Annotated in this window: 23 protein-coding genes and 1 rRNA gene; 12 read left to right on the top strand and 12 right to left on the bottom strand. The window is 68.5% G+C overall.

Annotated features, from left to right (window positions below; translation table 11 throughout):
* The first annotated feature begins 173 nt into the window (after nucleotides 1-173).
* The 7 genes from IG75_RS0133735 to rdgB all read left to right on the top strand — a co-directional run bounded on the left by IG75_RS0133735 (nucleotide 174) and on the right by rdgB (nucleotide 4942).
* Entirely contained in the window at nucleotides 174-596 is a 423-nt protein-coding gene (locus IG75_RS0133735) for a M67 family metallopeptidase (RefSeq protein ID WP_030525487.1), read from the top strand.
* Between the two features lie 50 nt (nucleotides 597-646).
* Entirely contained in the window at nucleotides 647-925 is a 279-nt protein-coding gene (locus IG75_RS0133730; protein ID WP_030525488.1) for a MoaD/ThiS family protein, read from the top strand.
* A gap of 4 nt (nucleotides 926-929) precedes the next feature.
* Nucleotides 930-1892: a PLP-dependent cysteine synthase family protein gene (locus IG75_RS0133725; RefSeq protein WP_030525489.1), complete on the top strand. Its 963-nt coding sequence runs from the start codon at nucleotides 930-932 to the stop codon at nucleotides 1890-1892.
* 71 nt (nucleotides 1893-1963) lie between these two features.
* Nucleotides 1964-2683, top strand: a complete 720-nt coding sequence (locus IG75_RS0133720) for a rhomboid family intramembrane serine protease (protein WP_030526075.1) — start codon at nucleotides 1964-1966, stop codon at nucleotides 2681-2683.
* A gap of 69 nt (nucleotides 2684-2752) precedes the next feature.
* Nucleotides 2753-3517: a cyclic nucleotide-degrading phosphodiesterase gene (locus IG75_RS0133715; RefSeq protein WP_030525491.1), complete on the top strand. Its 765-nt coding sequence runs from the start codon at nucleotides 2753-2755 to the stop codon at nucleotides 3515-3517.
* Nucleotides 3518-3560: 43 nt separating this feature from the next.
* Nucleotides 3561-4334: a ribonuclease PH gene (gene rph / locus IG75_RS0133710; RefSeq protein WP_030525492.1), complete on the top strand. Its 774-nt coding sequence runs from the start codon at nucleotides 3561-3563 to the stop codon at nucleotides 4332-4334.
* Nucleotides 4334-4942: an RdgB/HAM1 family non-canonical purine NTP pyrophosphatase gene (gene rdgB, locus IG75_RS0133705; protein ID WP_030525493.1), complete on the top strand. Its 609-nt coding sequence runs from the start codon at nucleotides 4334-4336 to the stop codon at nucleotides 4940-4942. The genes rph and rdgB overlap by 1 nt, the downstream gene beginning before the upstream one ends.
* Nucleotides 4943-4958: 16 nt before the next feature.
* Here the strand turns inward: rdgB and IG75_RS0133700 are convergent, their stop codons facing one another.
* The 3 genes from IG75_RS0133700 to IG75_RS0133690 all read right to left on the bottom strand — a co-directional run bounded on the left by IG75_RS0133700 (nucleotide 4959) and on the right by IG75_RS0133690 (nucleotide 6783).
* Nucleotides 4959-5258, bottom strand: coding sequence for a DUF3817 domain-containing protein (locus IG75_RS0133700; RefSeq protein ID WP_245665535.1), 300 nt, complete (start codon nucleotides 5256-5258; stop codon nucleotides 4959-4961).
* A gap of 65 nt (nucleotides 5259-5323) precedes the next feature.
* On the bottom strand, nucleotides 5324-5833 hold the full coding sequence (locus tag IG75_RS0133695; protein WP_030525495.1) for a glucitol operon activator: 510 nt from the start codon (nucleotides 5831-5833) through the stop codon (nucleotides 5324-5326).
* Nucleotides 5834-5907: 74 nt separating this feature from the next.
* Nucleotides 5908-6783 carry an oxidoreductase gene (locus IG75_RS0133690; RefSeq protein WP_030525496.1) on the bottom strand — a complete coding sequence of 292 codons (876 nt, stop codon included), beginning with the start codon at nucleotides 6781-6783 and terminating at the stop codon, nucleotides 5908-5910.
* Between the two features lie 126 nt (nucleotides 6784-6909).
* On the opposite strand from IG75_RS0133690, the gene IG75_RS0133685 reads away from it, so the two are divergent.
* Nucleotides 6910-8952: an ATP-dependent DNA helicase gene (locus IG75_RS0133685; protein WP_030525497.1), complete on the top strand. Its 2043-nt coding sequence runs from the start codon at nucleotides 6910-6912 to the stop codon at nucleotides 8950-8952.
* Nucleotides 8953-8962: 10 nt separating this feature from the next.
* Here the strand turns inward: IG75_RS0133685 and IG75_RS0133680 are convergent, their stop codons facing one another.
* The 3 genes from IG75_RS0133680 to glgP form a co-directional block, all read right to left on the bottom strand.
* The gene (locus IG75_RS0133680) at nucleotides 8963-9505 is read right to left on the bottom strand and encodes a DoxX family protein (protein ID WP_030525498.1); all 543 of its coding nucleotides are present in this window, start codon (nucleotides 9503-9505) and stop codon (nucleotides 8963-8965) included.
* A gap of 99 nt (nucleotides 9506-9604) precedes the next feature.
* On the bottom strand, nucleotides 9605-10966 hold the full coding sequence (locus IG75_RS0133675; protein WP_036515917.1) for an NCS2 family permease: 1362 nt from the start codon (nucleotides 10964-10966) through the stop codon (nucleotides 9605-9607).
* A gap of 475 nt (nucleotides 10967-11441) precedes the next feature.
* Entirely contained in the window at nucleotides 11442-13982 is a 2541-nt protein-coding gene (gene glgP / locus IG75_RS0133670) for an alpha-glucan family phosphorylase (RefSeq protein WP_030525500.1), read from the bottom strand.
* Between the two features lie 97 nt (nucleotides 13983-14079).
* Between glgP and IG75_RS0133665 the strand changes: the two genes are divergently transcribed.
* Together IG75_RS0133665 and glgB are read left to right on the top strand one after the other, a co-directional pair.
* Entirely contained in the window at nucleotides 14080-16083 is a 2004-nt protein-coding gene (locus tag IG75_RS0133665; RefSeq protein ID WP_030525501.1) for an alpha-1,4-glucan--maltose-1-phosphate maltosyltransferase, read from the top strand.
* A 7-nt stretch (nucleotides 16084-16090) separates the two neighbouring features.
* Nucleotides 16091-18247 (top strand): 1,4-alpha-glucan branching protein GlgB, encoded by a 2157-nt coding sequence (gene glgB, locus IG75_RS0133660; RefSeq protein WP_030525502.1) that lies wholly within the window; start codon nucleotides 16091-16093, stop codon nucleotides 18245-18247.
* Between the two features lie 301 nt (nucleotides 18248-18548).
* On the opposite strand, the gene IG75_RS0133655 is transcribed toward glgB, so the two are convergent.
* The 3 genes from IG75_RS0133655 to IG75_RS0133645 form a co-directional block, all read right to left on the bottom strand.
* A complete protein-coding gene (locus tag IG75_RS0133655) occupies nucleotides 18549-19400 on the bottom strand; it encodes a tetratricopeptide repeat protein (RefSeq protein WP_030525503.1) in 852 nt (283 codons plus the stop codon).
* A gap of 61 nt (nucleotides 19401-19461) precedes the next feature.
* A complete protein-coding gene (locus tag IG75_RS0133650) occupies nucleotides 19462-19830 on the bottom strand; it encodes a DUF3817 domain-containing protein (protein WP_030525504.1) in 369 nt (122 codons plus the stop codon).
* A 78-nt stretch (nucleotides 19831-19908) separates the two neighbouring features.
* The gene (locus IG75_RS0133645; RefSeq protein ID WP_030525505.1) at nucleotides 19909-21087 is read right to left on the bottom strand and encodes an acetyl-CoA C-acetyltransferase; all 1179 of its coding nucleotides are present in this window, start codon (nucleotides 21085-21087) and stop codon (nucleotides 19909-19911) included.
* A 564-nt stretch (nucleotides 21088-21651) separates the two neighbouring features.
* On the opposite strand from IG75_RS0133645, the gene mce reads away from it, so the two are divergent.
* Nucleotides 21652-22125 (top strand): methylmalonyl-CoA epimerase, encoded by a 474-nt coding sequence (mce, locus tag IG75_RS0133640; RefSeq protein ID WP_030525506.1) that lies wholly within the window; start codon nucleotides 21652-21654, stop codon nucleotides 22123-22125.
* Nucleotides 22126-22211: 86 nt separating this feature from the next.
* The gene (locus tag IG75_RS0133635; RefSeq protein ID WP_030525507.1) at nucleotides 22212-23228 is read left to right on the top strand and encodes a coiled-coil domain-containing protein; all 1017 of its coding nucleotides are present in this window, start codon (nucleotides 22212-22214) and stop codon (nucleotides 23226-23228) included.
* 317 nt (nucleotides 23229-23545) lie between these two features.
* Here the strand turns inward: IG75_RS0133635 and IG75_RS0133630 are convergent, their stop codons facing one another.
* The 3 genes from IG75_RS0133630 to rrf all read right to left on the bottom strand — a co-directional run bounded on the left by IG75_RS0133630 (nucleotide 23546) and on the right by rrf (nucleotide 25277).
* Nucleotides 23546-23851, bottom strand: a complete 306-nt coding sequence (locus tag IG75_RS0133630; RefSeq protein WP_030525508.1) for a hypothetical protein — start codon at nucleotides 23849-23851, stop codon at nucleotides 23546-23548.
* Nucleotides 23852-23861: 10 nt separating this feature from the next.
* Nucleotides 23862-24548: an endonuclease NucS gene (gene nucS, locus IG75_RS0133625; protein ID WP_030525509.1), complete on the bottom strand. Its 687-nt coding sequence runs from the start codon at nucleotides 24546-24548 to the stop codon at nucleotides 23862-23864.
* A 612-nt stretch (nucleotides 24549-25160) separates the two neighbouring features.
* Nucleotides 25161-25277, bottom strand: a 5S ribosomal RNA gene (rrf, locus tag IG75_RS0133620).
* Nucleotides 25278-25414: the final 137 nt, after the last annotated feature.

The following is a 25414-nucleotide window of genomic DNA, read 5'->3' as shown; positions in this document are numbered from 1 at the left end:
GCCGGGAGCCCCAATGACCCCGGTTGCATCGGTGGCCCATCCCGCATCACGCGGATGTGCGCATCGAGCGGTAGGGGGCCGTGCAGGGGTGCCGGGAATACCCGAATATCCTCGGCAGTTGTCGGCTGTGACCGGTCGGCGACGGCCGTGACAAGAGGTGGAAGGGTTCGATTGTGCTCGTGATCAGGGCCGACCTGGTGGATGCGATGGTCGCGCACGCGCGCGCCGACCATCCCGACGAGGCCTGCGGCATCATCGCGGGACCCGAGGGGTCCGATCGGCCCGAACGTTTCGTCGCCATGATGAACGCGGAGCGGTCGCCCACCTTCTACCGTTTCGATTCCGGCGAACAGCTGAAGGTCTGGCGGGCCATGGACGACGCCGACGAGGAGCCGGTGGTGATCTACCACTCGCACACCGCGACCGAGGCCTATCCGAGCCGTACCGATATCTCCTACGCCTCCGAGCCCGGCGCCCACTACGTGCTGATCTCCACCCGTGACGCCGAACGCCACGAGCTGCGCAGCTACCGGATCGTCGACGGCGAGGTCACCGAGGAGCCGGTCCGGATCGTCGACGCGTACGAAACCGCCTGACCGCCCCAGTTTTCCGACCCACATACCGAGTACAAGCGAGGAGCAGCACCATGCCGGTCACCGTGTCCATCCCGACCATCATGCGTACCCACACCGGAGGCGAGAAGCGCGTCGCGGCCGAGGGGTCCACGCTCGCCGCGGTGATCGACAACCTGGAGGCCAACCACCCGGGGCTGGCCGAGCGGCTGCTCAACGAGGGCAAGCTGAACCGGTATGTCAATATCTATGTCGACGACGAGGACGTGCGGTTCTCCGGCGGTCTGGAGACCGCCGTGGGCGAGGGCTCGACCGTGACGATCCTGCCGGCCGTCGCGGGCGGGGCCCGATAATTCCGTGGCACGCTACGAGTCACTGATCGCGACCCTCGGGAACACCCCGCTGGTCGGTCTGCGCACTCTGTCCCCGCAGTGGGAGGGCGAGCAGCCGGTACGGCTGTGGGCCAAGCTCGAGGACCGCAACCCCACCGGGTCCATCAAGGATCGTCCCGCGCTGCGCATGATCGAGCAGGCCGAGGCCGACGGCCGGCTGATCCCCGGCTGCACCATTCTGGAACCCACCAGCGGCAACACCGGGATCTCGCTGGCCATGGCGGCGAAACTCAAGGGATACCGCCTGGTGTGTGTGATGCCGGAGAACACCTCGGTGGAGCGTCGGCAGCTGCTCACCATGTTCGGTGCCGAGATCATCGACTCGCCGGCGGCGGGTGGTTCGAACCAGGCGGTGGCCCGGGCCAAGGAGATCGCCGCCGCCAACCCGGACTGGGTGATGCTGTACCAGTACGGCAACCCCGCCAACGCGCTCGCCCACTACGAGACCACCGGCCCGGAAATTCTCGCCGATCTGCCCGAGATCACCCATTTCGTCGCCGGGCTGGGCACCACCGGCACCCTGATGGGGACCGGGCGGTTCCTGCGCGAGAAGGTCCCGAATATCGAGATCGTCGCGGCCGAACCCCGCTACGGCGAACTGGTCTACGGTCTGCGCAACATCGACGAGGGCTTCATCCCCGAACTATACGACGAGTCGGTGCTCACCAGCCGGTTCTCGGTGGGCCCCTACGACGCCGTGCGCCGCACCCGCGAACTGGTTCTCGAAGAGGGCATCTTCGCCGGTATCTCCACCGGCGCGATCCTGCACGCCGCACTGGGGGTCGCCCGGAAGGCGGTCGCCGCGGGCCGCCGCGCCGATATCGCGTTCGTCGTGGCCGACGGCGGCTGGAAATACCTGTCCACCGGTGCGTACGACGGCACCCTCGAAGAAGCCGAGGAACGGCTCGACGGCCAGCTCTGGGCTTGAGGTCACGACAACTCGGTACCCTCGGAAGCAACGCGCCGGGAGCTGTGGCGCGCGGCGAGGAGGAGATCGTCATGACCGGTGGTGGGCCGCTGGGCGCTTCGTTCGACCCCGACCGTATCGCCGCCCTCCGGCCCCCGCCTGGCGGTGGACCGGTTCCCGGCGGCTCGGGTTCCGGCGGGTTCACCACCACCCGTCGCACCTGGTCGCGGGCCGGGATCGTGACCGTTGCGTTCCTGATGGTGCTGTACCTGATCGAGTTCGTCGACGCGGTGATCGACTCGTCCATGGATCGGACGCTGGGCATCGAACCGCGCGAGGTCGACGGCCTGGACGGTATCGCCTTCGCGCCCCTGCTACATCACGGCTGGGACCATCTGATCGGCAATTCCCTGCCCGTGCTGATCCTCGGTTTCCTCACTTTGGCCACCGGCATCCGCCGGGGTCTGGCCGCCACCGCGATCGTCTGGCTCGTCGCCGGGGTGGGCACCTGGCTGACCGGCGGCGAGGGCACCGTGCACGTCGGCGCGTCCTCGCTGGTCTTCGGCTGGCTCACCTATCTCATCTGCCGCGGCTGGTTCGCCCGGCAGCTCGGGCAGATCGTACTGGGGCTGGTGGTCCTGGTCCTCTACGGTTCACTGCTGTGGGGCGTGCTACCCGGTCAGGACGGAATCTCCTGGCAGGGGCACCTTTTCGGCGCTATGGGTGGACTGTTCGCCGGGTGGGTACTCTCCAGTGATGAACGTCGACACCGCCGTCAACTCCACACCGGGCCACTCGCCCAGCCCCGGTGACCGTGGGTGCGGCCAGTATTTTCGGGGGATGCGGTCTTGAATCGGGAAACCTCGTGGCAGCATGGTGACATGCGCCTCACCGTCCTCGGGTGCTCGGGCAGTGTGTCCGGCCCGGATTCCCCCGCGTCGGGTTATCTGCTCACCGGTCCGGACATGTCGCCGGTGGTCATCGATTTCGGTCCGGGCATCCTCGGTGCGCTGCAGCGATTCGCCGATCCGGGCGAGGTGTCGATCTTCCTCACCCATCTGCATGCCGACCATTGCCTCGATCTTCCCGGGCTGCTGGTGTGGCGGCGCTACCACCCGACACCCCCCGCGGGGCGGGCGATCGTCCGCGGCCCCGCCGACGCCCCGCTGCGGATAGGTAACGCCTCGGCCGAGGTCGGCGGGGAATGCGACGACTGGTCCGATGTGATCGATTTCCGCCCGTGGAACGAGGCCGAGACGGTGGAGTTCGGTCCCGGGCACACCCTCACCGCGCGGCGGATGTTCCACCCGCCGGAGTCCTACGGTCTGCGGATCGTCACCGCCGCCGGCCGCACCTTCGTCTACACCGGCGATACCGCGGTCTGTCCGGCCGTCCAGGAACTCGCGCAGGGTGCCGACGTTCTCCTGGCGGAGGCGTCGTGGACCCACGATCCCGCCAATCGCCCGGCGGGCATCCATCTTTCGGGCACCGAAGCCGGCCGTATCGCCGCCGAGGCCGGAGTCGGGGAACTCCTGCTCACCCATATTCCGCCGTGGACCTCCCGCGAAGATGTCATCGCCGAGGCCAAGGCCGAGTTCACCGGGCCCGTGCACGCGGTGACCCCGGGCGAGTCCTTCGACCTGTAGACCCAGGCATGTCCCGGCACGGGTACCCCACTACGCTGAGCCCGTGTCGAGACGAGCCGATGGCAGGGCGGACGACGAACTCCGCGAGGTACGGATAACTCGAGGCTTCACCACGCACCCGGCGGGTTCGGTGCTGGTGGAGTTCGGGCAGACCCGGGTGATGTGCACGGCCAGCGTCACCGAGGGGGTGCCGCCGTGGCGACGGGACTCGGGTCTCGGCTGGCTCACCGCCGAATACGCGATGCTGCCGGCCGCCACTCACACCCGCAGCGGCCGGGAATCGGTCAAGGGCAGGGTCGGCGGGCGCACCCAGGAGATCAGCCGGCTGGTCGGCCGCTCCCTGCGGGCCTGTATCGACCTCGCCGCCATCGGGGAGAACACCATCGCCGTCGACTGTGATGTGCTGCAGGCCGACGGTGGCACCCGGACCGCCGCGATCACCGGCGCCTATGTGGCGCTCGCGGACGCGATCACCTATCTGGGCGCGGCCGGCGCGCTGGCGGATCCGCAACCCATCTCGTGCGCCATCGCCGCGGTGAGTGTCGGTGTGGTGGACGGACGGGTCCGGCTGGATCTCCCCTACGAGGAGGATTCGCGGGCCGAGGTCGATATGAACGTGGTCGCCACCGATACGGGCACCCTGGTGGAAATCCAGGGCACCGGTGAGGGCGCGACCTTCCCGCGGTCCACTCTCGACAAACTGCTCGATTCGGCGCTGGCCGGTTGCGAACAGCTGTTCGCCGTCCAGAAGGAAGCGCTGGCCCTGCCCTATCCCGGCGTGCTGCCCGAGGCCACCGAAACCTCGAAGAAGAAGTGATGACACGTCGGGTTCTGCTCGCCAGCCGCAACGCCAAGAAACTGACCGAACTGCGCCGCATCCTCGACGAGGCCGGAGTCGCGGGTCTGGAGATCGTGGGCCTCGACGATGTACCGGAGTATCCGGAAGCTCCGGAGACGGGCGCGACCTTCGAGGAGAACGCACTGGCCAAGGCGCGCGACGGCGCCCGCGCCACGCGGTTGCCCTGTATCGCCGACGATTCCGGTATCGCGGTGGACGCGCTCAACGGGATGCCCGGGGTGCTGTCGGCGCGGTGGTCGGGCCGCCACGGTGACGATGCCGCGAACAACGCGCTGTTGCTGGCGCAGTTGTCCGATACCCCCGACGAACGCCGCGGTGCCAGTTTCGTCTCCGCGTGCGCGCTGGTGATCCCGGCGGGCGCGGAAATCGTGGTACGCGGGGACTGGCCGGGCACCATCGCGCGGGAGCCGCAGGGCGACGGCGGGTTCGGTTACGACCCGCTGTTCCACCCGGACGGCGGGGAACTCAGCGCCGCCCAGCTCACCCCGGCGCAGAAGGACGGGGCGTCCCATCGGGGCCGCGCGCTGGCGCAGCTACTGCCGGCGCTCGCCGCGCTGGCGGGCTGAGTCCGGCGCCGGGCGGTCAGACCCCGAAGTCCCGCTTGACCTGCTGGGTGTTGCGGTGCTCGACGAAGAACGACAGCAGTGGAATGGTGCCCGCGAGCAGCGTGCCGACGGTGCGTTTGATCGGCCAGCGCACCTTCACCGCCAGATCCGCGGTCAGGATCAGATAGATGAAGTACGCCCAGCCGTGTACCACCGCGATCCAGCTGGGGGTATCCACACCGAATCCGTATTTGGCGATCATCTCGGCGGTGAGGAACAGCAGCCACAGACCGGTGACCCAGGCCAGGACGCGGTAGCGCAGTAGCGCGCCCGCGATCCGCCGGTCGCCGGTCGGCGCGGCGGCGCCGGCCTCGGGTGCGGTGGTGGCGTTTTCGCTCGCGGTCAACCCGCGCTCCTCTCGGTATCGCGGGCCGGGCCCGCCGTGCTGCCCGCGGCGCCGTCGGCGGCGTTCAAACGGGCCAGGTAGCTGTTGTATTCGGCGAGCACCGGATCATCGTCGCGGGCGGCTCGCGGGCGTTCGGGCAGGAAACCGGCCGGGATCTCCCGTGGGCCGGCCGCCGGGGCAGCGCGCCGGCCGGCGAACAGTCCGGTGCGGATATTCGCGGGGCCGGGCCCGGTGTCCGGCGCCTCCGCACCCGGTTCGGTGCTCACGCCGGACGATTCGGTACCGGCGGTCTCTGTTTCCAACCGCACGAACCGGAAGTAGGCGAACAACGCGAACCCGGCGAACAGCGGCCACTGCAATGCGTACCCGAGGTTCTGTGCGGTGCCGCTCGCCGAGGAGAACCGCTCCCACTGCCACCAGCCCAGGGCCAGCGCGGCCAGTGCCAGCACGACCACCAGCAGGACCAGGGCCGGGCGGTGCACGGTGCGGCGAGGTGTTGCGGACACGGCTACCACGGTACCCGTCTACTACACGGACCGTAGTGTGAGGTGGGTATCGGGGCAGCCGGTATCGCCGCCGGTCAGAACTTGTAGACGACCCCGGTCAGACGCTCGGACTCCGCCCACAGCCGCTGCCACAGGTCGGTGTTCTTGGACAGGCGGGTGGACGGGGACGCCTCCACCGGGCCCTGGGACTGGAACAACCGGGTCGGACCCCAGTACGTATCGGGATCGGCGTCGGGTGTGGTGGCCGCGAACAGCGTCGAATGCGCCGCCTTCGCCGGCGCGTGCCCGACCAGCCGGATAACCGGTTTGCTGACCCAGTCCAGCGGGGTCTCGGTGCGGGTGAACAGTTCGGTGGCCGATACCCCCGGGTGCACCCCGTAGGAACGTTTCGCCGAACCGGCCGCCGCCAGCCGGCGCTGGAGTTCGCGCGCGAACATGAGGTTCGACAGTTTGGCCTGGGCGTAGGCCAGGTTGCGCTGGTAGCGGCGGTTCTCGTAGTTCAGGTCGTCGACCCAGAACTTGGGGGTCTGCTTGTGGGCGATACTGGCCAGGGTCACCACCCGGTCGCGCATCCGGTCCAGCAGCAGCCCGGTCAGCGCGAAATGGCCGAGATGGTTCACGCCGAACTGGGTTTCGAAGCCGTCCACGGTCCGCGAGAACGGCACGTTCATCAGGCCGGCATTGTTGACGAGTACATCGAATTCTCCGGTCTGCTCGGCGAATTCCCGGACCGAGGACAGATCGGCCAGGTCGAGCCGGCGGACGCGGAGGTCGCCGCCGATGGCATCGGCGATCTGCTGTGCCTTCTCGGTATTGCGGCAGGCCATCACCACGGTGGCCCCTTTGCCCGCGAGTACTTTTGTGGTCTCGGCTCCGAGTCCGCCGTTGGCGCCGGTGACGACGAATGTGCGTCCGCGCTGGTCGGCTATCTGATCAGGTTTCCACGCCATAATCCGACCTTACTTCTGAGTAAGATCGCTGGGAAGAGCGGTCCGCGCCTCCGGTGTCGAGCGGGCAGGACAGGCCGGGCCACGACTGGGCGCACAGCTGTCGGTGCGGCGCAGTAGGCTGCCCGAGTGCCCGAACTCCCGCCTGTATCAGACCTGCTGGCGACCGCCGTGACCGCGCTCGGCGGTAAGGAACGCCCGGGTCAGATGACGATGGCCGCGGCGGTGGACAATGCCATCGAGAACAAAGAGCATCTGGCCGTCCAGGCGGGGACCGGCACCGGGAAATCGCTCGCCTATCTGGTGCCCAGCCTGCGGTACGCGGTGCGGACCGGGCGCACAGTGGTGATCTCCACCGCGACCATCGCGCTGCAGCGCCAGCTGGTGGACCGGGATCTCCCCCGCCTGGCGCAGGCGCTGACGAAACCGCTGGGCCGCACGCCGGAGTTCGCGATCCTCAAGGGCCGCAACAACTACCTGTGCCTGAACAAGATCAACAGTGCGGTCCCGGAAGAGCCCGCCGAGGCCGAACTGTTCGATGCGTTCGCGGTCTCGCGGCTCGGCCGCGAAGTGAAACGGCTCAACGAATGGGCCTCCGACACCGAGACCGGCGACCGCGACGAGCTCACCCCGGGCGTCGGCGACCGTGCCTGGCGGCAGGTGAGCGTGTCCGCGCGCGAATGTCTGGGCAAATCACGCTGCCCGTTCGGGCAGGACTGTTTTGCCGAACGTGCCCGGGCCGAATCCGCGCAGGCCGATATCGTCGTCACCAATCACGCCCTGCTGGCCATCGACGCCATCAGTGGTGTGCAGGTCCTGCCCGAACACGATTTGGTGGTGGTCGACGAGGCGCACGAACTCGTCGACCGGGTCACCGGGATCGCGACCGCCGAGTTGTCCGCCACCGCCATCGGCACCGCCGCCCGGCGCTGCGCGAAACTCATCGACGAGCGGGAGGTGGACCGGCTCGAGGAGGCCGCCGAGGCCTGGCACACCGCACTCGACGAACTGCCACCCACCCGCTGGGACACGCTGCCCGAGGGCGTCGCCGGGGTGCTGGCGCTCGTCCGGGACGCCGCCTGGAACGCCCGCACCGCGCTCAACCCGCAGGGCTCCGGCGGCAACGACCCCGAGGCCGCCGCCGGCCGGAACATGGCCATCGCCGGAGTGGAGGAGATCCACGACAGCGCGGTCCGCGCGCTCACCGCCTTCGACGAGCCCGACCCCGCGGTCCGCCGCGATGTGGTGTGGCTGTCGGCCGACGAGATCCGCGGCGTCACCCGGCGCACCCTGCGGATGGCCCCGCTCGCCGTGGGCGGGCTGTTGCGCAATCAATTGTTCGGCGCCGCAACGGTCGTCCTCACCTCGGCGACGCTGCAGATCGGCGGAAACTTCGACGGCCTGGCCCGCACCTGGGGACTGCCGCCGCAATCGAACAGCCGCGTCGATCCGGCGACGGCCAACAGCGCCGAGGCACCGAGCGACGCCGATAAGGTGCGCTGGTCCTCGCTGGACGTCGGTTCGCCGTTCGATCACGCCAGATCCGGAATTCTCTACGTCGCCAAACATCTCCCGGCCCCGGGCCGCGACGGCCTGCCCCCGGCCTACCTCGACGAGATCGAGCGGCTGGTGGGGGCCGCGGGCGGACGCACCCTCGGGCTCTTCTCGTCCATGCGGGCGGCGAAGGCGGCCACCGAGGTGCTGCGCAAACGCCTGGACACCCCGATTCTCTGCCAGGGCGAGGATTCCACCGGCGCCCTGGTGCGCAAATTCGCCGACGACCCGGAAACCTCCCTGTTCGGCACCCTCTCGCTCTGGCAGGGCGTCGACGTGCCCGGCCCCTCGCTGAGTCTGGTGATCCTGGACCGTATACCGTTCCCCCGGCCCGACGATCCGCTGCTGGCCGCGCGGCAGCGCGCCGTGGAATCGCGCGGCGGCAACGGTTTCCTCACGGTCGCCGCGAGCCACGCGGCCCTGCTCCTGGCCCAGGGCACCGGGCGGTTGCTGCGCAGCGTCGACGACCGCGGCGTCGTCGCCATCCTCGATCCCCGGCTGGCCACCGCACGCTACGGCGGTTTCCTGCGCGCCTCCCTGCCCCCGTACTGGGAGACGGCCGACCCGGCCGTGGTGGAGAAGGCGCTGCGCCGGCTCTCCGCCACCGCAACGGTCTGATCGGCACCGCTCAGAGCACTGATTTGAAGGTCAGTACGAGCACCGCCGCGACCACGGCGACCACCACCGCGAGCAGACCCCAGACCACGCCGCCGCGCGCCCACGGGCGGTTTCCGTCCACCGAGAAACGGCCCGGACCGGTGAACGCCAGGGCCGCTGCCGCCACGGCGTAGAGCAGGCCCGTCTCGTAACCCTTGCCGGTGAGCAGCCCGCCGTCGAAGGTCGTATGGATGATGACGATGGTGGTACCCAGCACGATGGCCGCGCCCAGCGGAGACAGCACGCCGAGGGCCAGTAGCAGCCCGCCGGTGAATTCGCTGAGTCCGGCCAGCGTGCCGAAGAAGGTGCCCGGGTTGAAGCCCATCTGCTCGAAACCCGCATTGTTGTCGGTCAGGCCCGGGCCGTCGAACCAGCCGAAGAGTTTCTGGCTGCCGTGTGCGGCGATGAGCAGACCGAAGACCACCCGCAGGATCAAGAGGCCGATATCGGTGGACAGAGCTCGATCTCTGGTCGCCGGTACCGCGGTGCGGTCCAGCGTCGACCCGACTGTCATATGAACCCCTCCTTGCACTCCGGATAGTTAGCCACCGAAACAAACGGACCGAGGTCCTCTTGTTCAGGCTATCGGTTGCCGACCGGGGTCTCTAGCAGGCTATTCCGCCAGGAAGAAGAAATATCCGAGGAAGATCAGGGTCAGCACCCACATCACCGGATGCACCTCGCGGATCCGGCCGCGGGCCACCATCACCACCGGGTAGAAGATCATTCCCATGGCCAGCCCGTTCGCGATGGAGTACGTCAACGGCATCATCACGATGGTGATGAACGCCGGAACCGCGAACTCCAGCCGGGTCCAGTCGATTTCCCCCAGCGACCGGGCCATGAGCACCCCGACCACGATCAGCGCCGCCGCGGTCACCGCCCCCGACGCCGCCACCACCGAGAAGATCGGATAACAGAACATGGCCACCGCGAACCAGGCGGCCGTCGCCACCGCGGTCAGTCCGGTTCTACCGCCCGCGGACACCCCGGCAGTCGATTCCACATACGCCGTGGTGGTGGAGGTACCGATCACCGCACCCGCCATGGTGCCCACCGCGTCGGCGGACAGTGCGCTCGCGGCCCGCGGCAGCTCACCCTTGCTGTTCAGCAGGCCCGCCTGGTTGGCGACGCCGATGAGCGTGCCCGACGCGTCGAAGAAATCGACGAACAGCATGGTCAGCACCACCACGGCCATCTGCGCGGTGAACGCGTCGGGCAGATGGATGATCGCCTGCCCGAAGGTCTGGTCAAGCCCCCGGGGCAGCGCCGCGACACCGTCGGGAACATCCACCAGACCGGCGACCATGCCGACCACCGCCGTCAGCACGATGCCGTACAGCACCGCCCCGTGCCAGCCGCGGACCAGGAAGATCACCGTGACCACCAGGCCGAACAACGCCAGCACCGTCGTGCCCTGAGTGAAATCGCCGAGTTTCACCAGCGTCGAATCACTGTCGACCACGATGCCCGCGTTCTTGAACCCGAGAAACGCCACGAACACGCCGACCCCGGCCGCGACCGCCAGTTTCAGCTGCAGCGGGATCGCATTGAGGATCTTCTCCCGGATCCTGGTCACCGCGAGGACGAAGAAGATCACACCCGACAGGAATGTGCCCGACAGCGCGACCTGCCAGGGAATGCCCATACCCAGCACCACCGAGAACGCGAAGAACGCGTTCAGGCCCATCCCCGGCGCCAGCGCGATCGGATACCGCGCCCACAACCCCATGACCAGGGACCCGGCCACCGCCGAGACCGCGGTCGCGGTGAACACGGCCTGGGCCGGGATGCCCTGGTCGCCCAGCGCGCCCTGGTCACCCAGGATGGACGGGTTGACCGCCAGCACGTAGCACATGGCCAGGAACGTCACCGTGCCCGCCATGAGCTCGCGGCGCATGGTCGACCCGTGCACCCCGACAGCGAAATAGGTATCGATCCGCCCGCGGGTCCGGGTCAGAAGATCGGTGGCCATAGGACCTCCAGTCGGTCGGATATGACACCCGCCCACGCGCGAACGGGGAGCGGACCGGAGTCCGGCAGGAACTCGCCGGGCACCACTCCGGCCGGTACCCGGCGCGTACGCACCGAACCGAACCAGAAGGCGACAGCCCCGTATGCCCCTACTGGTGAGCGCGCAGTACACAGTGGGAGGTCCGACGCCCGGCAGCGCCAGTGTGGAACGGTATCCGATACCTGTGACGAACCGAAGTCGCACCACCCCGACGCGGGTGGCCCCGGTCGCCCGGGCCGCCGGTACCCGGCGGCATCGACGTGCGCGACCCGACACTGCATGTCCGGATGGGGTGTCTCGCAGCGAAGCTTTTCTGCGGACGCTCTCGGTGGCATACCCGAACCCGTCGCCCTTGCCGACGAGCCCGGTTTCGTCCCGACCACCGCGACCACCGTGGAGGCGGAGAGGCGGATCGCGCGTCGATCGGCGCCGGCGGTCAGGCGTTGACCACCCGGCCCAGCTCCGCGGGCGTCGCCAGCAGCTCGTGGGCCGGCAGCACCCGGACCGTATAGCCGACCGCACCCGCGCGCGGCACCGGAGTCTCGACGGTGAAGACCGCGAGCGCGGATTCGTCGGACTCCGCTCCGGTACAGGCCATCGCCACGGCCCTGGTGTCGGTCAGCTCGTCCTCGGGTGTGACCCGCCCGAGCACGGCCTGAACCGTGACGTCGTCGGGTCCGAGGCCACCGAGATCCACCCGCGCGGTCAACGACAGCGGCGCCCCGATCACGGGGGCGTCCGGAAGACCGGCCGCGTCCACCTGCGCCACCCGCACCCGCGGCCACGCGTTGTCCACCCGCCTGCGGTATTCGGCCATCTCCCGCGCGCCCCGCAGGTTCTCCCCGGTGATCCGACGAGACGCCGCCGCGGCCGGCAGGTAGTAGCGCTCGGTGTACTCGCGCACCATCCGGTCCGCGAGTACTTCGGGTCCGAGAACGCGCAGTGTGTGGCGCACCATCTCGACCCAGCTGCCCGGGACACCGGCCACGTCGCGCTCGTAGAAACGCGGCGCGACCGTCCGCTCCATCAGCTCGTAGAGTGCGTTCGCCTCCAGATCGTCGCGGCGCTCGTCGTCGGACACGCCGTCGGCGGTCGGGATCGCCCACCCGTTCTCCCCGTCGAACATCTCGTCCCACCAGCCGTCGCGGATCGACAGGTTCAACCCACCGTTGAGTGCCGATTTCATCCCGGACGTACCGCACGCCTCCAGCGGCCGCAGCGGGTTGTTCAACCACACATCACAACCCCAGTACAGGTACCGGGCCATCGACATGTCGTAGTCGGGCAGGAACACGATCCGGTGGCGCACCGCCGGATCGTCGGCGAACCGCACCACCTCCTGGATCAGCGCCTTACCGCCCTCGTCCGCGGGATGGCTCTTACCCGCCACCACCAACTGGACCGGCCGGTCGGGGTCCAGCAGCAGATCCCGCAACCGCCGCGGATCGCGCAGCATCAGGGTCAGCCGCTTGTAGGTCGGGACCCGGCGGGCGAAGCCGATCGTCAGCACCTCGGGGTCGAATACCGAATCCACCCAGGACAGTTCGGCATCGGCCGCGCCCCGCTGCCGCCACGACTCGCGCAACCGCCGCCGCACCTCCCGCACCAGCTTCGCGCGCAGCGTCCCGCGGATCTCCCAGAGCCGCTCCGGCGCCAGCTCACCCAGCGCCTCCCAGATCCGCGGACGGTCGCCGGTATCGAGCCCCTCCCCCCATTCCCGGGCGGCCCAGGTGGGCGCGTGCACACCGTTGGTCACCGAGCCGATCGGCACCTCGGCGGCATCGAAACCGGGCCACAGCGAGTCGAACATGCTCCGGCTCACCGCGCCGTGCAGGCGGGAGACCCCGTTCGCGCGCTGCGCCAGCCGCAAACCCATATGGGCCATATTGAACACCGCGGGATCGTCCTCCCGGCCCAGCGCGATGATCCGGTCCACCGTGATCCCGGGCAGCAGCGGCGATTCCGATTCCCCGGACGATCCACCGAAATACCGGTGAACCAGTGAGACCGGGAACCGGTCGATCCCGGCCGGCACCGGTGTGTGCGTGGTGAAGACGGTCCCCGCGCGCACCGCCGCGAGCGCGGTATCGAAATCGTGGCCCGCGGCCAGATACTCCCGGATCCGCTCCAGCCCCAAAAAACCCGCGTGGCCCTCGTTCATATGGAAGACCTCGGGGTCCGGGAGCCCGGTGGCCGCGGTGTAGGCCCGGACCGCCCGCACGCCGCCGATACCGGCGAGGATCTCCTGCTCGATCCGGTGTCCCTGGTCGCCGCCGTAGAGCCGGTCGGTCACCGACCGCAGCTCCGGATCGTTGGCCGCGATATCGGAGTCCAGCAGTAGCAGCGGCACCCGCCCCACCTGCGCGATCCATACCCGCGCCGCCAGCACACGCCGGTCCGGCAGCGCCACGTGCACCAGCACCGGCGCGCCGTCGGCGGACAGCTTCCGCAACGGCAGCCCCTGCGGATCCAGCGCCGGATACCGCTCGACCTGCCGGCCGTCAGCGGTCAGCGACTGCCGGAAATACCCGGACCGATACAGCAGCCCCACCCCGATCAGCGGCAACCCCAGATCCGATGCCGCCTTCAGATGGTCCCCGGCCAGGATGCCGAGCCCACCCGAATAGTTGGGCAGCGCCTCGGTCACCCCGAACTCCATCGAGAAGTAGGCGATCCCCCGCACCCCCGGCTCCGGGACGGGGCGCTCCAAATAGGCCCGCAGATCCGCGGCCACCGCATCCACTCGGGCGCAGAACTCCGCGTCACCGGCGAGTTCGTCCAACCGCTCCGGCGGCACCTCCCCCAGCATCCGTACCGGATCATGCCCGGTCTCCGCCCACCGGCGCGGGTCCAGGGCGGCGAATACATCCTGGGTCGGACCGTGCCACGACCAGCGCAGATTGGTGGCGAGCTCGTCCAGCGCGGCCAGCCGCGCCGGCAGGTGGGCGCGGACGGTGAACCGACGCAGTGCCTTCATCCGCCCGAGCTTATTGGGAGGGGTGAACGGTGAAGCGGCTGGCCTGCCGCCCGCGTCCGGTTTCCGCACTGCAGTCGTTGCCAATAACGTGGTGAGGATGACCGGCCGCATCGCCATCGATGACACCGCCCCGCACATCCCCGGCGGCTACCCGGCGAAGGCCGTGGTCGGGGAGGTTTTCCCGGTGCGTGCCGTGGTGTGGCGGGACGGGCACGGCGCGGTCGGCGCCACCCTGGCGGTGCGTGCGCCGGGCGCGTCGCGTTCGATCCGGGTCCCGATGACCCCCGATTACGAACCCGATGTCTTCAATGGTGTCTTCACGCCCACGACGCCCGGGGTGTGGCATTTCCGGGTCGAGGGCTGGGCGGATTCCATAGCGACCTGGCGGTCGGCGGTGGAGGCGAAACTGGCGGTCGGGCAGAGCGCGGCGGATCTGGACAACGATCTGGAGATCGGGGCCCGGCTGCTGGACCGGGCGGCGCAGGCCGTACCGAAACGGGAGTTCGAGCGGCTGCGGGCGGCCGCGGTCGCGCTCCGCGGCGCCGACCCGCTTCCGGCACGGGTGGCTCCGGCGTTCACCGACGAAGTCACCGAGATCCTGCGGCGGATGCCGCTGCGGGAGCTGCTCACGCGCGGGCCGCAGTATTCGGTGCTGGTGGAGCGCCCGCGGGCCCGCACCGGGTCCTGGTACGAGTTCTTCCCCCGTTCGACCGGCGGACGCGCCGCCGACGGGTCCCCGGTGCACGGCACGTTCGCGACCGCCGCGAACGAACTGCTTCGGATCGCGTCCATGGGTTTCGACGTGGTCTACCTGCCGCCGATCCATCCCATCGGCGTGGTGAACCGCAAAGGCCGCAACAACGCGCTCACCGCCGGTCCCGGCGATGTCGGCTCACCGTGGGCGATCGGTTCGGCCGAGGGCGGTCACGACGCGTTCCACCCGCAACTGGGTACCGAGGCCGATTTCAGCGCCTTCGTCCGTACCGCGACGGACCTGGGCCTCGAGGTCGCGCTGGATCTGGCCTTGCAGTGCGCGCCCGACCATCCATGGGTGAGCGCGCATCCGGAATGGTTCACCACGCTGCCCGACGGCACCATCGCCTACGCCGAGAACCCGCCCAAGAAATACCAGGACATCTATCCGCTCGATTTCGACCACGATCCGGACGGCCTGTACGCCGAGGTACTGCGGGTGGTGCGGTACTGGGTCGGGCTCGGCGTGCGGATCTTCCGGGTCGACAACCCGCACACCAAACCGGCCGATTTCTGGGAGTGGCTGATCGCCGCGGTGCGCCGCACGGATCCGGACGTGATCTTCCTGTCCGAGGCGTTCACCTATCCGGCGCGGCTCTACGGTCTGGCGCGACGCGGTTTCAGCCAGTCCTACACCTACTTCACCTGGCGCACGCACAAACACGAGCTCACCGAATTCGGTCTGGAGCTCGCCGCCAAAGCCGACGAAGCCCGGCCCAACCTCTTCGTCAATACGCCCGACATCCTGCACGAAAGCCTGCAGCACGGCGGTCCGGGGATGTTCGCGATCCGCGCGGTCCTGGCCGCGACCCTGGGCCCCAGCTGGGGGGTGTACTCGGGTTACGAACTGTACGAGCACCGGGCGGTGCGCCCCGGCAGCGAGGAGTATCTGGATTCGGAGAAGTACGAGCTGCGACCGCGCCCGTTCGCCGAGGCCCGCGCCCGCGGCGAATCCCTCGAACCGCTGCTCACCCGGCTCAACGAGATCCGCCGCCGGCATCCGGCGTTACAGCAACTGCGTTGCCTGCACTTCCACCACATCGACAACGACAACCTGCTCGCGTATTCGAAGATCGACCCCGCGACCGGCGACGCGGTCCTGGTGGTGGTGAACCTGAACCCCTTCACCGCCGAACAGGGCATGCTGTCGCTGGACCTGCCCGCCATCGGCCGGGAATGGCACGACCACCCGGTGGTCCACGACGAGATCAGCGGCGAGCAGTACCACTGGGCACAGACCAACTACATCCGGCTCGATCCCGCGCACGCGGTCGCCCACATCATCGCGCTCCCCCCGGTGCCCCATCACGCCCGCGCCGCCCTGGCGTACCGGCGCGGGTTCCGGTGACACCGTGATGGACCGCCGCGACCTGCTGCTCCTCGCCGCGGGCACCCACCCCGACCCGCATACGGTGCTCGGCGCGCACCCGCACCCCGACGGCACCGCGGTACGAGTACTGCGACCCGCCGCGGAATCGGTGTCGGTGCTGGTCGGCGGCGTCGATCATCCGCTGGACTCGCTGGGGCACGGCGTCTTCACGGCCGTGCTGCCCTACCCGGAGATCCTCGACTACCGCGTCGTCACCGTGCACCCCCACCGACCGGCCACCGTGACCGCCGACGGCTACCGCTTCCTGCCCACCCTCGGCGAGCTGGACCTGCATCTCATCGGGGAGGGCCGGCACGAACGATTGTGGGAGGTGCTGGGCGCGCACCCGCGTACCTATCGTGGTCTCGACGGTGAAGTCGCCGGTGTCTCCTTCGCGGTCTGGGCGCCGAACGCCCGCGGCGTCACCGTGTTCGGCGATTTCGATCGCTGGCAGGGCGGTACCTGGCCGATGCGCTCGCTCGGGGAGTCGGGGGTGTGGGAGGTTTTCGTCCCCGGCGCGGCACCCGGTGACCGGTACAAGTACCGGGTGCACGGGGCCGACGGCCGGATCACCGATCACGCCGACCCGGTCGCGTTCGCCACCGAGGTCCCACCGGCGACCGCGTCGGTCGTCACCACGACCGAGCACCGCTGGACCGATCAGGGCTGGCTCACCGCCCGCGGCCACACCGATCCGGCACGTGCCCCGTTCAGTGTCTTCGAAGTGCACCTCGCGTCCTGGCGGCCGGGACTGGACTACCGCGAACTCGCGACCGAACTCAGCGAATACGTACGCGGGCTCGGTTTCACCCATGTCGAACTGCTTCCCGTGGCCGAACATCCCTTCGGCGGATCCTGGGGATATCAGGTCACTTCGTACTACGCCCCGACCGCACGCTTCGGCAGCCCGGACGATTTCCGCGCCTTCGTCGACCATATGCACGCCCACGGTATCGGCGTCATCCTCGACTGGGTTCCCGCGCATTTCCCGCGCGACGCCTGGGCGCTGGCGCGTTTCGACGGCACCCCCCTGTACGAACACCCGGACCCGCGCCGCGGCGAACAGCCCGAATGGGGCACCTACACGTTCGACTACGGACGGGCCGAAGTACGTAACTTCCTGGTCGCCAACGCCCGGTTCTGGGTCGAGGAGTTCCATATCGACGGCCTGCGCGTAGACGCGGTCGCGGCCATGCTCTACCTCGACTATGCCCGGCCCGGCGGCGGCTGGGAACCCAATGTCCACGGCGGCCGTGAGAACCTCGAGGCCGTCGCCTTCCTCACCGAACTCAACGACAGCCTGCACACCGCGTATCCGGGTGTCGTCACCATCGCCGAGGAATCCACCACCTGGGCCGGCGTCACCCGCGCCACCGAGGTCGGCGGACTCGGCTTCTCGATGAAATGGAATATGGGCTGGATGCACGACACTCTCGGCTATCTGAGCCGAGACCCTGTGCACCGCACCTGGCACCACAACGAGATCACCTTCTCGCTCATGTACGCGTGGAGCGAGAACTATGTCCTACCCATCAGCCATGACGAGGTCGTGCACGGCAAAGGCACACTGTGGACCCGGATGCCCGGCGACGAGTTCACCAAAGCCGGCGGGGTCCGCGCACTGCTCGCCTACATGTGGGCCCACCCGGGTAAGCAACTGCTGTTCATGGGCCAGGAGTTCGGGCACTACCGCGAATGGTGGCACGACCACAGTCTCGACTGGCACGAACTCGATAATCCGTTGCACCGCGGTATCCAGCTGCTGGTGGCCGACCTCAACCGGGTCTATCGCGACCATCCCGCGCTCTGGAGCCAGGACACCACCCCCGGCGGCCACTCCTGGATCACCGCAGACGACCGGGAGTCCAACGTTCTCGCGTTCCTCCGCCACGGCGCCGACGGCAGCACGGTCGCCTGTATCTGCAATTTCTCCGGCGCCACCTACCGTGACTACCGGATCGGCCTGCCCGCCGCCGGGCACTGGACAGAAATCCTGAACACCGACGCGCTCGAATACGGCGGCACCGGCTCGGGAAATCTCGGCGTGGTACACGCCGACCCGGTCAGCCGCCACGACCGTCCCGCGTCGGCCGCGCTCACGCTGGGCCCGCTCAGCGTGATCTGGCTGACCCCGCGCCCCTGAACAACCGCACCTCCCCGGACAGTCACGACCACCAGCGCCGAGCCGACGAAGCCCTGAGAACGTCAGAGAATCCGAGAGATCTCGGGCGGCGATCCGCTAAACCCCGACTCATGCGATTGCGTCGGCATCCACCATGCCGGTCACCCTCTCGGTGCCGAGTCTTACGAGGCCCTGAAAGGGTCGAGGCCTGTCCCGCCGTTCAGGCCTCGAAAGCGCATGAGCCGAAGGCTCGAGTCTCGAGGCCGAAACGGCGGGGCGAAGGGGCCTCGACCCCCGCGGCGCCGGAGGCGTCGACATAAACTCAGTACAGGGCGGTTGCCAGTTTGCGGCGGGCCGCCACGACGAACGGCTCGGCCTGGTCGAAGAGTTCGAACAGTTCCAGCAGGCGGGTCCGGACCGTGGTGCGTTCGTCCCCGGCGGTCCGGGCGACCAGTGCGATGAGCCGGTCGAACGCGGCCTCGGGCTGCTGCTGGAAGAGTTCCACATCGGCGGCGTCGAGCGCGGCCGCGACATTGCCGGGGTCCGCGTCGGCGGTGGCGATCGCCGATTCCGGGAGGTCCTGCGCCCGGCGCAGGAACTTCACCTGCCGCAGCGCCGCTTTGGCCTCGGAGTTACCGGGTTCCTGCTCGACGATCGATTCGTAGGCCGATTCCGCTCCCGCGAGGTCGCCTTGTTCGAGCAGCGCTTCCGCCGCCGCGAACCGGGGATCGGCGGGCGGCTCCTGTGGCGCCGCGCTCGGGTCGCCCTCGAGTTTGCCCTCCACCGCCTGCACGACGGCGGTCAGCCATTGCGAGACCTGCGCTTCGGGCTGGTTGCCCTGGAAATCGGCGAGCGGTTGCCCGCCCGCGACCGCGATCACCGTCGGGATGCCCTGGACGCCGAAGGCCTGCGCGATCCGCATATTGCTCTCGGCTTCGACGGCGGCGAGATCCCAGGTGCCGTCGGCCTCGCCCACGAGCCGCTCCAGTAGCTGGACCAGTTCGATGCTGCCGGGACTGCGCTGGGAGTACAGCGCCACCACGACCGGTACCTGGGCGGAGCGGCGCAGCACCTTGGTCTCGAAATCCGCCTCGGTGACCGTATGGTCGCCCGCGGCGGCCGGCGCACCCGCCGGCGGCTGCTTCAGAGCGGACAGATCCACCGCCCCGGACATGGCGGCGGCTACGGCGGGTGAAGGACGACGGGATGCTGGTCGAGTCACAGGGTCCAGTTTGTCACGAAGAAGCCGCGAGGGTCTGCGGGGACTCGGTGGCGCCGACCGCACTCAGCTCACCCAGCTTGCCGGTGCGTACGGCCCACACTTCGAAGATGACCGTGAAGAACGGCGGAATACTGGACAGCAGCGCCAGCACCGTGGTCTTCCAGTTCCATTCGAGCTCACGCGCGGCCAGCAGTGCCGTCAGCAAGAACAGGACGAAGATGCCGCCGTGCACCGGGCCGAAGATCTTCACGCCGATCTCGTTGCCCTCCGCGGGGAGGTACTTGAACGCCATTCCCACCAGCAGGCCGAGCCAGGACAGTGCTTCGAGCACTGCGAAGAAGCGGAACCTGCCGGCAACGGTACCCAGACCAAGGAAGTTCATGCGCCCATTGTGCACTAGCCACTACACGGTGTCGTAGTCGAACCGGTCACACCGGTCACACGAGACAAACCGGGCGGTCTACACCTTGACGATCAGCGCATCACCCTGGCCGCCGCCACCGCACAGCGCGGCCGCGCCGATCCCACCGCCGCGGCGCTTCAACTCCAGCGCCAGATGCAGCACGATCCGCGCGCCCGACATCCCGAGCGGATGCCCGACCGCGATGGCGCCGCCGTTGACGTTCACCTTCGCCGGATCGATCCCGAGCTTGCGAGTCGAGGCGATACCGACCGCCGCGAAGGCCTCGTTGATCTCCACCAGGTCCAGATCGGCCGGGTCGATACCCTGCTTGGCGCAGGCCTTGGCGATCGCATTGGCCGGCTGGTCCTGCAGGGTCGAATCGGGACCGGCCACCACACCCGCCGCACCGATCTCGGCAATCCAGCTCAGCCCCAGCTCTTCCGCCTTGGCCTTGCTCATCACGACCACCGCGGCCGCGCCGTCGGAGATCTGCGAAGCCGACCCGGCGGTGATCGTCCCGTCCTTGCGGAACGACGGGCGCAACTTGGACAGCGATTCCGCGGTGGTATCGGCCCGGATCCCCTCGTCCTGCCGCACCACGACCGGATCACCCTTACGCTGCGGCACCTCCACCGGGGCCACCTCGTCGTCGAAGATCCCGTTCTTCCAGGCGGCGGCCGCGCGCTGATGCGACGCCGCGGCGAACGCGTCCTGATCGGCCCGGGTGATCGGGTCGGTGTCGTTGCGCTGCTCGGTGAGCGCGCCCATCGCCTGGTCGGTGAAGATATCGTGCAGCCCGTCGTAGGCCATGTGATCGCGCAGAGTCACGTCACCGTATTTGAATCCCTCGCGGCTCTTCTCGAGCATATGCGGGGCGCGGCTCATCGATTCCTGCCCACCGGCCACCACGATCTCGTACTCCCCGGCCCGGATGAGCTGATCCGCCAGCGCGATCGCGTTGATCCCGGACAGACACACCTTGTTCAGCGTCAGCGCGGGCACATCCATCGGGATACCGCCCGCCACCGCCGCCTGCCGGGCCGGAATCTGTCCCGCACCCGCGGTGAGCACCTGGCCCATGATCACGTAGTCCACCTGGTCGCCCCGGACACCGGCCTTTTCGAGCGCCGCGGCGATCGCGAACCCACCCAGATCCGATCCGCTGAAATCCTTCAGACCGCCCAGCAGCCGGCCGATCGGGGTACGCGCACCGGCCACGATCACAGAGTTGGTCACGACGAGCCTCCTGTATCTGTTGCGTCGCCTTCGGCGGCGCGGGGTCGGGGCCCCTCGGGACCCCGGGCTGTGTTCATTTGCCCCGCCTTCGGCAGGGCCGGGGTCCTCGTGACCCTGGTTCTCCCACTCCGGCGTTCCAGCACGGGGCGGCCCTCGACCGTGGATGCCGGCCGTCCGGAGAAGACGGAAAGTGCGGGTGGTCGTGCGCGCCGAGCAGCCGCACGGTAAGTGCTCACGACCACCGACCTCCGACCGCTGCCGCGCTCTTCCACCCTGTCGCTCCGCCCCGGCGCGGGCTCCGATCACACAGGTGACCGGCCCGGGAACGGTCTCGCCCGGCTCTCGGGCTCGGCCCGGGACGCGCGCGATGCGACCCCGCGATCCGCGTGTAACCCGAAAGCGACGCGCGGCGCGGACTACTCCACGGTAGCCTGCGGTCTCCCCGGATCGGCGTGCAGGGATGCGCAGATCACCTCGGCAAGATTTGAGGGCAGCCGCCCTCTATCGACCCCGATCCGGGTGGGTACGCGACCGCGGCAGGGTGGAACGCGCTACTTTCGAAGGGTGAGCACCGCTACCCCGTCATCAGAATTCATCCCCGCCGACTACATCGTCGCGGTCGACCATGTCGGTATCGCCGTCCCCGACCTGGACACCGCCGTCGCCTGGTACGCGGAGAATCTCGGCCTGGTCGAAACCCACCGGGAGGTCAACGAGGAACAGGGCGTTCAGGAAGCGATGCTGTCCGCGCCCGCCGCCGAGGACGATTCGACTGCTCTGCAGTTGCTGGCTCCGCTCGACGACACCTCCACCATCGCGAAATTCATCGATCGCAGCGGCCCGGGTCTGCAGCAGCTCGCCTTCCGGGTCACCGATATCGAAGCCGTTTCCGCATATCTACGTGATCGCGGCATGCGCCTGCTGTACGAGGCGCCGCGGCGCGGAACCGCCGACTCCCGTATCAATTTCGTCCATCCGAAGGATGCTGGCGGTGTGCTGGTCGAGTTACTGGAACCGGATCCGAATGTTACGCACTAGTCTCGAGATCGGGCTGTAAGGAGACGCTCCGATAACATTCCCGGTCGGCTCACCATGCGCAGGTCTCAGGCTGTAGTTTGTTGGCCATGTCGTCACCCGAGTCCGATCGCAATCGCTTCGTTGCGCTGCCCTTCACCGTTGTGCGCAAGGGTTATGCGCAAGACGAGGTGCGTAACTATTTCGACCGCTTCGATGCCGAGTTGCGGGTTACCGCCACCGACCGCGACGCCGCCGCCGCCCAGGCCCGGAACCTCGCCAGTCAGCTGGAAGACGCCCGCGACGAAATCGACGAACTCCGCAAGGAAGTCGACCGGCTGTCCGTACCGCCGACCACCGCGGAGGGGATGAGCGACCGCATCTCCCGCATGTTGCGATTGGCCTCGGACGAGGCGTCCGAGGTTCGCGCCCTCGCCCAGGCCGAAGCCGCCGAGATGGTTTCCATCGCCGAGCAGCAGGCCACCGAAATGCGCGGTAAATACGAATCACTGCTTGCCGAAACCAAGGAAAAGCGCGAAGCGCTGGAAATCGAATACGAGCAGACGCTGGCGAATGCTCGTACCGAATCCGCGAAGATCATCGATGCCGCGCAGGCCGACGCCGAGCGACTGGCCAAGGAGTCCGAGGCCAAGCGCAAGGCCAACCAGCAGGACTTCGAGGTCACCATGGCCGAGCGGCGCACCAAGCTGACCCGGGCCATGGAAGAGCTGGAGGCCACCAGCCGCGCCGAGGCCGCCCAGCGGATCAAGGACGCCACCGACGAGGCCAACCGCCTCATCACCTCGGCGACCCAGACCTCCGAGCGCAAGATCGCGCACGCGAAGGAACTCGCCGAGGAGATGCGCGTACTGCGTGGCCGGGTCCTGGCCCAGCTGCTCGGTATCCGCGGCCAGCTCGATTCGGTGCCGGCCATGCTCGCGGCCGTCAACCGGGAGAGCGAACTGCTCGACGGTGTGCCCGAGCAGCCGCGTAAGTCCATCGGCAGCGGTCAGGGCAACAAGTCTGTGAACGGCCCGCGTCAGAAGGCCATCCCCGAGCTGAGCTCCGAGGACGAGTCCGACGATATCGTCGAGGAAGAACGCGAGAACGCCGACATCAGCCGCTGAGCTGCTGTCGGGACGTACACGGCGACAACCGAACACCAGAACAGATCCGAAGGCCGCCCCAACCGGGGCGGCCTTCCTCATATCCGGCGACCGGCCTCTTCGCCTACGACACCGGCCGAGAGGTCCTGCACGGGACCGACCTGGTACTCGAACCGGGGACGGTCCCGGATAGCCGGTCGTCCGTCACACGGACACCGGCAGATATCCAGCGGCCGGCCACCGGCGCCGGCGCACTGGGCGGGCGCACCGACTCGGCCACCCCACCCGGACCGCAGTCCTGTCACCGCCGCGAAGGGCGCAGCGGCGCGGGGTCACCGCTAGGACCACCGACGGGTGATCCCCCGGGTCCCCCGGCCCTTCCAGCAGCCACCGTGCCAGTGCCGCCGGTCCGTCTCACCGCTGCCGACCGGCCAGGTCACCACATGCGGCACCCCCGGCATGATCTCGTGGTCGCAGCCCGGACAGCGGTACCGTTTCATCGCACGCGCCCCCGGCACCGTACGGACGATGTACTCGTCCCCGTCCGGCCCCGGTTCGGTCCGCCGATAGACGTCGCCGAGCCCGCCACCGGTCCGCGACGGCTCCGCCCGGGAGCGCGCGCTGCGCGGATTTCGTCGTGGCATGACCCCAAGTCTAGAAGAGGCGGAATTCGTTGCTCTCGGTCCCACGTAGGGCGTCGTAATCCAGGGTCAGGCAGCGGATCCCACGATCCTCGGCCAGCGTACGCGCCTGGGGCTTGATCTGCTGTGCCGCGAACACTCCGGCAACCGGCGTCAGCAACGGGTCCCGATTCAGCAACTCCAGGTACCGGGTGAGCTGTTCGACTCCGTCGATCTCGCCCCGGCGCTTGATCTCCACGGCCACGGTTCCTCCGTCCGCGTCACGGCACAGCAGATCCACCGGCCCGATCGCCGTCATGTACTCCCGCCGGACGAGGCTGTATCCGGCACCGAGGGTTTCCACGTGCTCGGCCAGTAGTTCCTGCAGATGCGCTTCCACCCCGTCCTTCACCAGCCCGGGATCCACGCCCAGCTCGTGACTGGAGTCGTGCTCGATCTCCTCGATCCCGATCCGCAGTTCCTCCCCCGCCTTGTTGCTGACAACCCACAGCGCCTTCAGTTGCGCGGCGGCCGCGTCCGGCTGCCGCTCGTCCAACCAGCAGGGCGGGCTCATCCAGTTCAACGGCTTGTACGAACCCCCGTCGGAATGGACCAGCACCGACCCGTCCGCCTTGATCATCAGCAGCCGGCGGGCCATCGGCAGGTGAGCGGTCAACCGCCCCACGTAGTCGACCTGGCACCGTGCAATCACGAGTCGCATCCGGCAGAGTCTAGGCGCTACCGCCGCCCACCGATCACAGCGGAGGTCTGCCCGTCGCCACTTCCACAGGAGCGGAATTTCCATCGGCCGAGCGAGTCCGGGCGCACGTTCCCACGACTGCCGTGCTTCTGCCAGTGCAGACCGTGCCACCGATGAACCACCACATCGCTGAGATGATCGAGGGCCGGCACTGCCTATCGGGTGCAGACCGCCCGCCGATCACTCGGCCATCAGCTCGTTCTGCCGACGGCCATCCAGCGAGATCTGGACGTCGCAATACCCGTCGTTGTCCAGGAGGAGAACGAAACATGGTTCCGGCCGGCCAGACCTCGCGGATGAGAAACCAGCAACGCCGCAACCCGGGCAGCCCCGGAACACCGTGAATCGCACGCGCCCAACAGAGCTGGAGGGCATGCCCGCCGATATCCGGCCGGTACGCGAAATCAGGTGGTGGAAGATCGTGTGGCCTGCTGCGGCAGTTCGCTCGCTCGCATGCACAATATCCGCTGTCCGAACGGATATTTCGTCACCGAGAGGCGAACCGCGAGAATAAAAGGCCTCGAAAACCACTTCAGGGGGCCCACAATTGTGGGCCCCCTGAAGGGAAATATGTTCCGGCGGTGTCCTACTCTCCCACACCCTGTCGAGTGCAGTACCATCGGCGCTGGCAGGCTTAGCTTCCGGGTTCGGAATGGGACCGGGCGTTTCCCTGCCGCTATAACCGCCGTAACTCTATGAAACTATCCACAGAGAGCCACCCACCCTTCCCGGAAATGTTTTCCGGTGTGTGTGGTGTCTTCTGTATCTGTGTGTTGTTTCAGATACTGCACAGTGGACGCGTAGCAATCTTCGTTTGGTAAGCCCTC

It is taken from the genome of Nocardia rhamnosiphila NBRC 108938 (assembly GCF_000720425.1).
Classification (GTDB): Bacteria; Actinomycetota; Actinomycetes; order Mycobacteriales; family Mycobacteriaceae; genus Nocardia; species Nocardia rhamnosiphila.
The sequence above is the reverse complement of the archived record's forward strand: the minus strand, read 5'-3'. Positions and strand labels throughout refer to the sequence as shown.